The sequence below is a fragment of the Dyella jejuensis genome, from assembly GCF_044904675.1.
Classification (GTDB): domain Bacteria; phylum Pseudomonadota; class Gammaproteobacteria; order Xanthomonadales; family Rhodanobacteraceae; genus Dyella_B; species Dyella_B jejuensis.
In genome coordinates this window covers 52,884-64,758 of sequence record NZ_JADIKJ010000006.1, presented here as the reverse complement: position 1 = coordinate 64,758, position 11,875 = coordinate 52,884, and the positions used below count along the sequence as shown (strand labels likewise).

The 11,875-nt window shown below is 62.0% G+C and carries 10 protein-coding genes; 5 read left to right on the top strand and 5 right to left on the bottom strand.

The window, feature by feature from the left end; all coding sequences use genetic code 11:
• The first annotated feature begins 126 nt into the window (after positions 1-126).
• The 3 genes from ftsA (at position 127) to lpxC (ending at position 4,032) form a co-directional block, all read left to right on the top strand.
• Entirely contained in the window at positions 127-1,365 is a 1,239-nt protein-coding gene (ftsA, locus tag ISP15_RS06910; protein WP_404546447.1) for a cell division protein FtsA, read from the top strand.
• A 114-nt stretch (positions 1,366-1,479) separates the two neighbouring features.
• A complete protein-coding gene (ftsZ, locus tag ISP15_RS06905) occupies positions 1,480-2,661 on the top strand; it encodes a cell division protein FtsZ (protein ID WP_404546446.1) in 1,182 nt (393 codons plus the stop codon).
• Between the two features lie 456 nt (positions 2,662-3,117).
• Positions 3,118-4,032 (top strand): UDP-3-O-acyl-N-acetylglucosamine deacetylase, encoded by a 915-nt coding sequence (lpxC, locus tag ISP15_RS06900; RefSeq protein ID WP_404546444.1) that lies wholly within the window; start codon positions 3,118-3,120, stop codon positions 4,030-4,032.
• A 199-nt stretch (positions 4,033-4,231) separates the two neighbouring features.
• On the opposite strand, the gene ISP15_RS06895 is transcribed toward lpxC, so the two are convergent.
• On the bottom strand, positions 4,232-4,711 hold the full coding sequence (locus ISP15_RS06895) for a DciA family protein (protein WP_404546567.1): 480 nt from the start codon (positions 4,709-4,711) through the stop codon (positions 4,232-4,234).
• A gap of 28 nt (positions 4,712-4,739) precedes the next feature.
• On the opposite strand from ISP15_RS06895, the gene ISP15_RS06890 reads away from it, so the two are divergent.
• Together ISP15_RS06890 and secA are read left to right on the top strand one after the other, a co-directional pair.
• Positions 4,740-5,672 carry a peptidoglycan DD-metalloendopeptidase family protein gene (locus ISP15_RS06890; RefSeq protein WP_404546442.1) on the top strand — a complete coding sequence of 311 codons (933 nt, stop codon included), beginning with the start codon at positions 4,740-4,742 and terminating at the stop codon, positions 5,670-5,672.
• Positions 5,673-5,866: 194 nt separating this feature from the next.
• The gene (gene secA, locus ISP15_RS06885; RefSeq protein ID WP_404546440.1) at positions 5,867-8,587 is read left to right on the top strand and encodes a preprotein translocase subunit SecA; all 2,721 of its coding nucleotides are present in this window, start codon (positions 5,867-5,869) and stop codon (positions 8,585-8,587) included.
• Positions 8,588-8,689: 102 nt separating this feature from the next.
• On the opposite strand, the gene ISP15_RS06880 is transcribed toward secA, so the two are convergent.
• The 4 genes from ISP15_RS06880 to pdxA form a co-directional block, all read right to left on the bottom strand.
• Positions 8,690-9,541: a symmetrical bis(5'-nucleosyl)-tetraphosphatase gene (locus tag ISP15_RS06880; RefSeq protein WP_404546437.1), complete on the bottom strand. Its 852-nt coding sequence runs from the start codon at positions 9,539-9,541 to the stop codon at positions 8,690-8,692.
• A 48-nt stretch (positions 9,542-9,589) separates the two neighbouring features.
• On the bottom strand, positions 9,590-9,973 hold the full coding sequence (gene apaG / locus ISP15_RS06875; protein ID WP_404546435.1) for a Co2+/Mg2+ efflux protein ApaG: 384 nt from the start codon (positions 9,971-9,973) through the stop codon (positions 9,590-9,592).
• Between the two features lie 61 nt (positions 9,974-10,034).
• Entirely contained in the window at positions 10,035-10,823 is a 789-nt protein-coding gene (gene rsmA, locus ISP15_RS06870; protein ID WP_404546433.1) for a 16S rRNA (adenine(1518)-N(6)/adenine(1519)-N(6))-dimethyltransferase RsmA, read from the bottom strand.
• On the bottom strand, positions 10,820-11,863 hold the full coding sequence (gene pdxA / locus ISP15_RS06865) for a 4-hydroxythreonine-4-phosphate dehydrogenase PdxA (RefSeq protein WP_404546431.1): 1,044 nt from the start codon (positions 11,861-11,863) through the stop codon (positions 10,820-10,822). Before pdxA ends, rsmA begins: the two co-directional genes overlap by 4 nt.
• Between the last annotated feature and the right edge of the window lie 12 nt (positions 11,864-11,875).

The window sequence follows — 11,875 nt, the reverse complement described above, 5'->3', positions numbered from 1 at the left end:
GCCCTTCTGCTTCGCATGCCCGGCGTTGGCGCGTGGCGCTACATCTCTCAACGGCGTATCGACATACGCTTCTTCGTTCGTGCTTGCCCTGCGGGCAAACGGCTACCGGCGCGGGGTATTTGGACTATGAGAGCAGGCTCCAGAAGTGAAAAGCAGCTGGTCGTCGGCCTGGATATCGGCACCTCCAAGGTGGTCGCGATCGTAGGCGAGTATGAGCCGGGCGAGCCGATCGAAGTGATCGGTATCGGTTCGCACGTATCGCGCGGCATGAAGCGCGGTTCGGTGGTGGATATCGAATCCACCGTGCATTCGATCCAGCGCGCGGTCGAAGAAGCCGAGCTGATGGCCGGCTGCGATATCCGCTCGGTGTATGCCTCTATTTCCGGCAGCCACCTGGAAACGCGCAACTCGCACGGCACCGCGGCGATCCGCGATCGCGAAGTGGCGCCGGGCGATCTCGATCAGGTACTGGAGGCTGCCAGCGCGGTTGCGATCCCCGCCGACCGCAAGGTTCTCTATAAGGAGTCGCAGGAGTACCGCATCGATGGCCAGGACGGTATCCGCTCGCCGGTGGGCATGAGCGGCGTGCGACTGGAGGCATCGGTGCATCTGGTTACCGGCGCGGCTGCGGCGGTGCAAAACATCAGCAAATGCATCCAGCGGTGCGGACTGTCGGTCGACGAGCTGGTCCCCTCCGCGGTAGCGAGCGCGAAGTCGGTGCTCACCGATGACGAGCGCGAACTTGGCGTATGCCTGGTCGATATCGGAGCGGGCACCACCGATATCGCCATCTATACGCAAGGCGCGATCCGCTATACCAAATCGTTGCCCGTGGGCGGCGACCAAGTCACCAACGACATTGCCTACGGTGTGCATACTCCGACCGCGCATGCCGAGGAAATCAAGATCAAGTATGCGTGTGCGCTGGCGCAGCTGGCGCACGCGGAAGAAACCATCCAGGTACCCAGTGTGGGCGATCGCCCGCCGCGCAGGCTGGCGCGCCAGTCGCTGGCGCAAAGCGTGCAGGCCCGCTACGAGGAAATTTTCGAAATGGTGCAGGACGAGCTGCGCCGCTCGGGCTACGACAGCCTGGTCGCTGCCGGCGTGGTGCTGACCGGTGGCGCCTCGCGGATGGAAGGCGCGCTGGAGCTGGCCGAGGAAATCTTCCACAAGATGGTCCGCGTAGGCGTGCCGCAACACGTCAACGGCCTGGGCGAGGTGATTGCCAATCCGCTGCATTCCACTGGCGTCGGCCTGTTGCTGCATGGCGCGCGTTCCGGCGGCATGCGTGTCAATGGGCCGGCGGGTGGCAGCGTAGGCGGCCTGGTCGACAAGTTGCGCAGCTGGATCACCAAAAACTTTTGAGTTCGGCCGTGCAAGAGGCGCAGCCAGGGCGAATGGAGGTTCGCTCACCACCTCGGGATGACAGGAGTCGTACCGCGGTTACAACGACAACGAAAGCTCTACGGAGGACGGGAAATGTTTGAACTGGTCGAAAAACTCGCACCGAATGCGGTGATCAAAGTTATCGGCGTGGGCGGCGGTGGCGGCAATGCCGTGGCGCACATGCTCAATGCCAACATCGAAGGCGTCGATTTCGTCGTCGCCAACACGGATGCGCAAGCCATGAAAGGCTGCGGCGGGCGCATGCATCTACAACTGGGCGCCAATGTCACCAAGGGCCTGGGCGCGGGCGCCAATCCGGAAGTGGGCCGGCAGGCCGCGCTGGAAGATCGCGAGCGCATCGAGGAAATGCTCGAAGGCGCGGATATGGTGTTCATCACTGCGGGCATGGGTGGCGGCACCGGCACGGGCGCGGCGCCGGTGGTCGCCCAGCTGGCTAAAGAGAAAGGCATCCTGACGGTAGCGGTCGTTACCAAGCCGTTCCCGTTCGAAGGCCGCCGTCGCATGCAGGTGGCCCTCAAGGGTATCGAGGACTTGTCGCAGCACGTGGATTCGCTGATCACGGTGCCAAACGAGAAACTGCTGTCGGTGCTTGGCCGCGAAGTCACGCTGCTGAATGCTTTCAAGGCCGCCAATGACGTATTGCAGGGCGCGGTGCAGGGTATCGCCGATCTCATCACCAGCCCTGGCCTGATCAACGTCGACTTTGCCGACGTGCGGACCGTGATGAGCGAAATGGGCCTGTCGATGATGGGCTCGGGCACCGCCCGTGGCGACGACCGTGCCCAGGCGGCGGCCGAGGCGGCTATCAACAACCCGCTATTGGAAGACGTCAACCTCAATGGCGCATGCGGCATCCTGGTCAATGTGACCGCTGGCCCGAACCTCACCATGCGTGAGTTCGATGAAATCGGCCGGATCATTCACGACTTCGCCAGCGAGGACGCCACGGTGGTGATCGGTACCTCGCTGGACCCGGAAATGCAGGACGACGTGCGCGTCACGGTGGTGGCCACCGGTCTGAACCGGGTTGCCGCCCGTCAGCCAGTCCGGCCGGTTGCGACCCAGCAGGTGGAAATGCGCCAACGCCCGCGCCCGATGGTGTTGCGCACCGGGACCGGCAACGAAGTGGTCGACTACGCCCAGCCGGAAATCGTGGCCAGCAACCCACGCGGTGGCGAGGGCCCGGCCAAGAGCGCCGACCCCAGCTTCGACTATCTGGATATCCCCGCGTTCCTGCGTCGCCAGGCGGACTGAAAACGTAAAGAAATGTGAATGCCATGAACTGACAACGTATTAACTTGTCACAGTTCCCTGTGCCGGACTGGAGGTTCCTCCTCCGTCCGTCGCCTGGTCGTCGCCAAGGCGCGGCGAGGGGCATCGCTGATGTCGGCTGGCATCGCGTTCTGTGAATGCGATAGGCGGTGCGACTAAGGATGGCGCACGATTGGCTGGGCGGCGATGGACGCCGGTCGCCGGTCCAAGATCCCGTTGCCGGGCTTTCCCGTCCCTGGCGCGGGATCTTGCGTCGAATCGCAAGTACTTGTCATGCCTGTAGTGCTTGCAGCATCGGGATGCGAATGAATCGCATTAATTGATGAAAGGAAAATGAAGGCTTGACCGGACTGTACGGTACGGTCTGTTTTTCCGCAGGTTAAGACTGTGTTAGCATCCCAGCTCGAATTGGCTGCTGCCCCTACAGGTACCCAATAAATGATCAAGCAGCGTACGCTTAAAAATATCATCCGTGCTACCGGCGTCGGGCTGCATACCGGCGACAAGGTCTACATGACGCTACGTCCGGCGGCACCGAACACCGGTATCGTTTTTCGTCGCACCGATCTCAATCCGCCGGTTGACATCCACGCTCGTCCCGATCATGTCGGCGACACCCGCCTGTCGACCACGTTGGTCAATGGCGACGTGCGTGTTTCGACCGTTGAGCATCTGCTGTCGGCCATGGCCGGGCTGGGCATCGACAATGCCTATGTCGACCTTTCCGCGCCGGAAGTGCCGATCATGGACGGCAGCGCCGGTCCGTTCGTGTTCCTGCTGCAGTCGGCAGGCATTGAAGAACAGTCGGTGGCCAAGCGCTTCATTCGCATCAAGAAGCCGGTAAAGGTGCAGGAAGGCGATAAGTGGGCCAGCTTCGAGCCATTCGAAGGCTTTAAGGTTGGTTTTTCGATCGAGTTCAATCATCCGATCATTTCCAAGCGCACGTCGCGCGCGGAGATCGATTTCTCGACCACGTCCTTCGTCAAGGAAGTAAGCCGCGCGCGCACCTTCGGTTTCATGCGTGATATCGAGATGTTGCGCGAACACAACCTCGCGCTTGGCGGTTCGATGGACAATGCCGTGGTGCTCGACGATTACCGCGTGCTCAATGAAGACGGCCTTCGCTACGAAGACGAGTTCGTCAAGCATAAGATCCTGGATGCCATCGGCGATCTGTACCTGCTCGGCCATAGCCTGATCGGCGCTTACTATGCGCACAAGTCCGGCCACGAGTTGAATAACAAGTTGCTGCGCGCGCTGATGGCCGATGTTACGGCGTGGGAAGAAGTGAGCTATCAGGATGATCCGGCCACCGCGCCGATTTCCTACGCGCACCCCGCTCAAGCGATCTAAATCAGCTGTAGCGCCAGACGAGCCGGGCCTTTTGGGTCCGGCTCGTTCGTTTTGTGATCCTCATCACGCTTTCATGACCCCTTCGTTCACGTTATCGCGACAGGTCCTAGAGACTTGGGCGGGGTAGTGCATGGTATAAATTCCGCTCCCGTGCTGGGGCAGGCGGCCATGCGCCTGTGCCGAGCAAGAGCGTTTCAGCTCAGGGCGTTCGGCGGGATCTGGAATTCGCAGTTTCGGCGACGGACGCCAGGCCCAGAAACAGTGCCCGCAATTCGGGGTCCTGGATCGAATTTGCGGCGGCTTTCAAGTGAAGTGCCGCCGCGGTTGAAAGCGGTTTTGGTTGCTCCGGCTGGGGATCGGGCGGAGGAAGGGGGGCCACTTTCACAATAACTGAGCCGGCATTCGCGCCTATGGCGCGTGCGGCAGCGAGGATGTGCGCCTGTTGCAGGCGCAGCCTTGATGCCCAGGCCGGTGAGGAGGCCAGGAAGACAAGGCGGTCGTCGCGCAAGTTGGCAAATCTGACCTGCTCACGCAGGGGCGGCGGCAACGTCTGACGTAGTGCGCGGTCCAACGCTTCCAGCTCGCCGGCCTTTTTCGCCAGCGCAGCAACAGGACCGACATCGGTGATGGACAGTGGTCCATGGCCGGTACGGCTGGAGGCGGGCACGTCGCGCTGCATCGGCAAAAAACTTCGAATTGGTAATGACATGCAAATCATACTCGTCTCGCGCGCAGGGAAGATGCCAAAAACATTGGACCTCGCCAATCAGAGACTTCGCTGGCGTGTACTGGGGATCGGGGCCGCTGTAGCGCTGGCCCTGGCCAGCCTGGGCGCTGGCCTGGCCATGGCGGTAGCCAGCCCTCGCGATCGCGCGCTAGCGGAAATCGACACCTTGCACCAGCAGGTCAAGGCGCAGGACAAGCAGTTGGGAGACTTGCGCGAAGACGCGCACCGGCAGCTCGACGCGCTCGCCACCAAGCTTGGGCAACTGCAAGCGCAAGCCACCCGTCTCAACGCCCTTGGAGAGCGGTTGGCCGAGGTCGGCAAGCTCGATAACGGCGAGTTCAATTTCGACCAGCCGCCGCCGGTCGGCGGGGTGGAAGTGACGACCGGTACCAGCGCCTACGCGCTACCGCAAACGCTAGATGCCAGTATCGATCAGCTGGCCAGCCAGTTCGACACGCAGCAGGCCCAGTTGAGCGCGATGCAGAGCCTGCTGCTCAACGCGCGCATCGATTCCGACCTCAAGCCCACCGGTATGCCGGCAGACGGCTACATCTCCTCCTATTTCGGAGTGCGTGCCGACCCCTTCGACGGCCTTGCGGCGCGCCATACAGGGCTCGATATCGCGGTACCTTACGGCAGCCCTGTGCGCACGGTCGCCGAGGGCATGGTCACTTATGCGGGAGTCCGCAGCGGCTACGGCAATGTCGTGGAGATCGACCATGGCAATGGGTACAGGACACGCTATGCGCACAACAGCAAGTTGTTGGTGCATCCCGGCGAGCATGTGCGGGTAGGAGATGAAATCGCCGAGGCGGGCTCTACGGGCCGCTCCACCGGTCCGCATGTGCACTTCGAGGTCTGGTACAACGGCCGTGTGGTCAACCCGCTGGCGTACGTAAAAAACCATCGCTGAGCGAGCTGCCGGCGGCGACCTTGAAAGCGCGCCGCCTTACCGCCACCCCTTGCCCTGTTGGTGCGAGGTCGCCGGCGCTGTCGTATCCGCATCGTTCCGCGTTTGGGATACCCGGTAGACCCTAGTATCATCAATCCTTTGCCCGACCGGGCTGGCCCCGGTCGGCTTTTCCAGTTTCCTGATCCGGAAGATCGATGCTTAACCGTGCCCTGACGAGCCTTTTTGGCAGCCGTAACGAACGTGTACTGCGCCAGCTGTCCAAGACCGTCGCGCGCATTAATGCGCTCGAGCCTGAGTTCGAGAAACTCAGTGATGAAGCCTTGCGCGGCAAGACCGCCGAGTTCAAGCAACGTGTTGCCAGCGGCGAGACGCTGGACAAGCTGTTGCCGGAGGCTTTCGCCGTGGTGCGCGAAGGTGCCAAGCGCGTGCTCGGCATGCGCCATTACGACGTGCAGCTGATCGGCGGCATGGTATTGCACATGGGCAAGATCGCCGAAATGCGAACAGGCGAAGGCAAAACCCTGGTCGCAACCGCGCCGGTTTACCTCAATGCGCTGGAAGGCAAGGGTACACACGTCGTCACGGTCAACGATTATCTGGCCAGGCGCGACGCTGCCCAGATGGGCAAGCTTTACACCTTCCTGGGCCTTACCGTGGGCGTCGTCTACCCCGGCATGGATCACGGCGACAAGTTTGCCGCCTATGGCGCGGACATCACCTACGGCACCAACAACGAATTCGGCTTCGACTACCTGCGCGACAACATGGCGTTGTCCAAAGAGCAGCGCTGCCAGCGCGGCCTGCACTACGCCATTGTCGACGAAGTGGACTCGATCCTGATCGACGAAGCACGCACGCCGCTGATCATCTCCGGTCCGGCCGAGGATTCGCCGCAGCTTTACATAGCCGTCAACAAGCTGGTGCCGCGCATGACCCGGCAGGAAGTCGAGGATGGCGCCGGCGATTATTGGGTCGACGAAAAACAGAAGCAGGTGCATCTGTCCGAAGAGGGTATGCAGCACGCAGAAGAACTGCTGCAGCAGGCCAAGGTGATCGACGAGGAAAGCAGTCTTTACGATGCCCGCAACCTGGCGATCGTGCACCATCTCAACGCGGCCTTGCGCGCCAACGCCATTTACCAGCGCGACGTCGATTACATCGTGCGCGATGGCGAAGTGATCATTGTCGATGAATTCACTGGCCGTACTCTGCCGGGCCGTCGCTGGTCCGATGGCCTGCACCAGGCGGTAGAAGCGAAAGAAGGCGTGCCGATCCAGCGCGAGAACCAGACATTGGCGACGGTCACGTTCCAGAATCTGTTCCGCATGTACAAGAAGCTGGCCGGCATGACCGGCACGGCCGACACGGAAGCCTACGAGTTCCAGCAGATCTATGGGCTGGAGGTGGTGGTGATCCCCACCCACAAGCCGATGATCCGCAAGGACAATCCGGACATGGTTTTCCTCAGCCAGGACGTGAAATACAAGTCCGTGATCGAGGATATCAAGGATTGCCACAAGCGCGGGCAGCCGGTGCTGGTCGGTACTGCATCCATCGATGTTTCGGAGCTGCTGTCCGAACTGCTGCGCAAAGAGAAGATTCCGCACGAGGTGCTCAACGCCAAGCAGCACGAGCGCGAAGCGCACATCGTGGCGCAGGCTGGCATGCCTGGCGCCGTGACTATCGCCACCAACATGGCTGGCCGCGGCACTGACATCGTGCTGGGTGGCAGCCTGGAGGCGTCGCTGGCCGCGCTACCCGAAGATGCCAGCGAGACCGACCGCGCTCGCATCAAGGCGGAATGGAAGAAGCGCCACGAACAGGTACTGGCGGCGGGCGGCCTGCACATCATTGGTACTGAGCGCCATGAGTCGCGCCGTATCGACAACCAGCTGCGCGGCCGCTCCGGTCGCCAGGGTGACCCGGGTTCCTCGCGCTTCTACCTGTCGCTGCAGGACAATCTGCTGCGTATCTTCGGTGGCGAAGGTCTTGTGCGCTGGATGAAACGCTTCGGCATGAAGGAAGACGAAGCGCTGGAAGACCGCATGATCAGCCGCCAGATCGAAAAGGCGCAGCGCAAGGTCGAACAACATAACTTCGACATCCGCAAGAACCTGCTCGAATACGACGACGTTGCCAACGACCAGCGCAAGGTGATCTACCGCCAGCGCGACGAATTGTTGGAAGGGGATGACGTTTCCGCCACCGTCGCCGATATCCGCGATGACGTGATTGAAAGTGTGGTACAGCGTTATGTGGCCGCCGACAGCATCGACGAACAGTGGGATCTCGCTGGCCTCGAGCGCGAGCTCGAAAGCGATTTCGGCATGTCGACGCAGCTGAAGTCCTGGCTGGAGCAGCAGCAGGAAGCGGACGCTGCCACTGTGCGGGAGCATGTCCGCACGCTGGTCAACGAGATGTTCGAAGCCAAGGAGAGGCAGGTCGGCCCCGAAACCATGCGCCAGCTCGAGAAGCACATCATGCTGAGCGTGGTGGACAATGCTTGGAAAGAACACCTTTCCAGTATGGATTACATGCGCCAGGGCATCTATCTGCGCGGCTATGCGCAGCAGGATCCCAAGCAGGCGTTCAAGCGCGAATCCTTCGACCTGTTCCAGCAGATGCTGGCGCGTATCAAAACCGAAGTCGTGCAGATGCTGGCGCGTATCCGTATTCGCAGCGAGGAAGAAGTCGCCGCGATGGAGGCCGAACAGCAGCGGATGGCCGAACGCATGCAGCGCCAGATGCAAGCCACTGGCGGCGGCGCACCGGCCGGCGGCGTGCTGGGCATAGGGTCGGCGGAGCCGGCGGGAAGCCCCGAGCCTGTGGCGGCAGGTCCCAAGGTGGGGCGCAACGATCCTTGCCCTTGCGGTTCGGGCAAGAAATACAAGCATTGCCACGGTCAGCTGAATTGACCTCGTGTTCCCTTTCTGGTTGAGGGGAAAGGGAAGCGCGGTTTTATTCGGCAGTTTGCCATGTAGCGAGCGAGGCGCCTTCTTCCAGGGCGGAAGAAGGATTCAATCGCCGCCGCCGGGCGGCTTCTTGCGATGCGGCTCCGCATCTATCGTGATGTATTGTGGCTCTTCAGCATCCAGGCGTAGCGCGGTGAGCTTGCCGCCCCAAACGCAACCTGTGTCGATGGCGTGGATGCCCATTCCGGCGAAGCGGCCCAGTGCGGACCAGTGCCCACACACGATGCGCGTGTCGCGCCGACGCACGCCCGGCACCTCGAACCATGGATACATGCCAGGCTTTTGCGTGCCGGGGACGCCCTTGCCTTCGAAATCAATCCGGCCGTTGACGTCGCAGAAGCGCATGCGGGTCAGCGTATTGATCGAAGCACGCATGCGTTCGATGCCTTGCAGGCGACTTGACCATGCAGCCGGACGGTTGCCGAACAGATTCTTCAGCAGCCGCGGATGACGAGAGCTGGAGAGTTCGCGCTCGATTTCCCCCGCACAGCGTTGAGCCTGCTTCAGGGTCCAGCTGGGAGCGAGGCCGGCATGCACCATGGTCCAGCCCAGTGCCTCGTCGTGATGCAGCAGTTTCTGGTTGCGAAGCCATTCGAGCAACGTCGGTGCATCGTCGGCAAACAGCACTTCGCGCAGTTCCGGGTTAACCCGCGCCTGCGCATCCTGCTTGCGTTGGCCGATGGCGAGCAGGCTCAGGTCATGATTGCCGAGGGTAACGATCGCGCTATCGCGCAGCGTGTACACCAGCCGCAGCGTATCCAATGACTGGCCGCCGCGATTGACCAAGTCTCCGCAAAACCACAGCCGATCACAGGCCGGATCGAAACGCAGCTTCTCCAGCAGCCGTTGCAATTCCGGATAACAGCCCTGGACGTCGCCGATGGCGTAAGTGGCCATCAGTGGGCCGCCTTTGCACTCTGCTGAGCGCGCATCATGGGCGGGCCCTCAATGGAGCGTCCGCGGAATGGAAAGCGTGAACGCAGGAATGGGCGCTTCGAAACGGGTGCCATCATCGGCCACCATCTGATAACTGCCCTGCATGGTGCCCACGGCCGTTTCCAGCACCGCGCCGGAGGTGTATTCGTAATCATCGCCGGGACGCATCCATGGTTGCTCGCCGACCACGCCTTCGCCATGTACTTCCTCGATCTTGCCATTGGCGTCCGTGATCACCCAGTGACGGGTCAGCAGGCGTGCCGGGACGCCACCGGCGTTGTGCAGCCTGATCGTGTAGGCGAACACGTAGCGGTTTTCGCCAGGTACGGACTGGTCCGGGACGAAGCGGGTTTGCACCTGCACATCGATCGTGTAGGGGAATTTGTCGTTCATGGCGCGATTGTAGCGTCAAGCGCGTTCCACGGCAGCGCGTGAGCCTGCACCTCGGATCGGGTCAGGACTCTACGGCAACCTTGGCCAAGCGCACGAAGTCCGCGGGCGCGAGCGTTTCTGCGCGGGCCTTCGGATCGATGTCGGCTCGACGGATGGCATCGGCATCCAGCAGTTGCTTCAAGGCATTGCCGAGGGTCTTGCGGCGTTGGGCAAAGGCGGCCTTCACCACGGCGTGCAGCCGCACCGGGTCGGCGTCATGGCGTGCGTCGGAAGAAAGCGGTATGAGACGTACTACCGATGAATCCACTTTCGGCGGCGGCCGGAACGCGCCGGGCGGCACATCGAACAGCGGTTCGACACGACAGGCGAGCTGTAGCATTACGGATAGACGTCCATACACCTTGCTGCCTGGTTCGGCCGCCATGCGATCCACCACTTCTTTCTGCAACATGAAATGCATATCGGCGATGGCGGCCGCATGGTCCACGCAGTGAAACAGGATCGGGCTGGAAATGTAGTAAGGCAGGTTGCCAGCGATACGCAAGCGCGATACGCCTTGCTGATGCGCCATCGCCGTGAAATCCACAGTCAGCACGTCGGCATGCACGATAGCGAGTTCGCCGATGCTGGCGGCGCGGGATTGCAGGTTTGGAATAAGGTCGGTATCGAGCTCGATCGCGGTCAACCTGCCGGCCGCGGCAAGCAGCGGGAAGGTCAACGCACCCTCGCCGGGACCGATCTCCACCAGGAAGTCATCGGGACCAGGGGCGACGGCGCTGACGATGCGCTCGATATAGCGGCGCTCGTGCAGGAAATGCTGGCCGAAGCTTTTCTTGGGACGGGCGCTCATGGTGTTGCTGGCGAAGTGGGCGCTTGCCGTCCTGCGCTTGAAGTGGACGGCGGAAGCATTGCATGGCGCGTTGCCAGCTCCAGTGCGAGCGTTGCGGCTGCGATCAGGCTGGAAGGGTCGGCCTTGCCAGTGCCGGCAAGATCCAGTGCCGTGCCATGGTCGACCGAGGTGCGAATGAAGGGCAGTCCCAGGGTGATGTTTACGGTGCGATCGAAGGCTTCGCTCTTTAGCACGGGTAAGGCTTGATCGTGGTACATGGCAAGCACTGCATCGTAATGTTGGCGCTGGGCGGGCACGAACGCGGTATCGGCGGGGAGCGGGCCGGACAACCGCATGCCTTCGCGCCGCAGTTTTTCCATCACCGGGAAGATCGTTTCGATTTCCTCGCGCCCGAGATGCCCATTTTCGCCAGCATGCGGATTCAATCCGAGCACGGCAATGCGTGGTTCGGCGAAGCCGAACTTGGCGCTTAGTTCGCTGTGCACGATACGCAAGGTGCGTTCCAGGGAAGCAGCCTGGATGGCGGCGGGAACGGCCTGCAAAGGCAGGTGCGTCGTGGCCAGCGCTATGCGTAGCTCCGGGCTGGCCAGCATCATCACCACCTCGGCATGGCTGTGCCCGGCAAAGAACTCGGTGTGGCCGGTGAAGGCGACACCGGCGTCGTTGATCGAGGATTTTTGCAAGGGTGCGGTCACCACGGCGGCATAACGCCCGCTTGTGCATCCATCCGCCGCTTCGGTCAAGGTGGCGAGTACATGCCGGGCGTTGCGCGGATCCGGGTGGCCGGGAATTTCTTCCACGGCAAGCGGAATGTGCCTTATGCGCAGCTCGCCGGGCCGACGATCCTGGCTGCCATCGTCCTCAATCAGCTGGACCGAAAGGCCGCAACGCGCGGCTGCGCGTTCCAGCAAGCCGCGATCGGTGATCGCAATGAAATTGGCCGCCAGTGGAGTGGCGGCCAATCGTACGAGCAGTTCAGGGCCGACGCCGGCCGGCTCGCCTGCGGTAAGGGCGAGCCGCGGTAGCGCGAGGCTGTTCACGGCCAGTCCGCA

Bases quoted from the DNA above. Each gene is read 5' to 3' on its own strand.
- ISP15_RS06880 (WP_404546437.1), bottom strand. From the start codon at position 9,541: ATGGCCACTTACGCCATCGGCGACGTCCAGGGCTGTTATCCGGAATTG.
- ISP15_RS06895 (WP_404546567.1), bottom strand. From the start codon at position 4,711: ATGCAGCGCGACGTGCCCGCCTCCAGCCGTACCGGCCATGGACCACTG.
- ftsA (WP_404546447.1), top strand. From the start codon at position 127: ATGAGAGCAGGCTCCAGAAGTGAAAAGCAGCTGGTCGTCGGCCTGGAT.
- ISP15_RS06890 (WP_404546442.1), top strand. From the start codon at position 4,740: ATGCAAATCATACTCGTCTCGCGCGCAGGGAAGATGCCAAAAACATTG.
- ftsZ (WP_404546446.1), top strand. From the start codon at position 1,480: ATGTTTGAACTGGTCGAAAAACTCGCACCGAATGCGGTGATCAAAGTT.
- apaG (WP_404546435.1), bottom strand. From the start codon at position 9,973: ATGAACGACAAATTCCCCTACACGATCGATGTGCAGGTGCAAACCCGC.
- secA (WP_404546440.1), top strand. From the start codon at position 5,867: ATGCTTAACCGTGCCCTGACGAGCCTTTTTGGCAGCCGTAACGAACGT.
- lpxC (WP_404546444.1), top strand. From the start codon at position 3,118: ATGATCAAGCAGCGTACGCTTAAAAATATCATCCGTGCTACCGGCGTC.
- rsmA (WP_404546433.1), bottom strand. From the start codon at position 10,823: ATGAGCGCCCGTCCCAAGAAAAGCTTCGGCCAGCATTTCCTGCACGAG.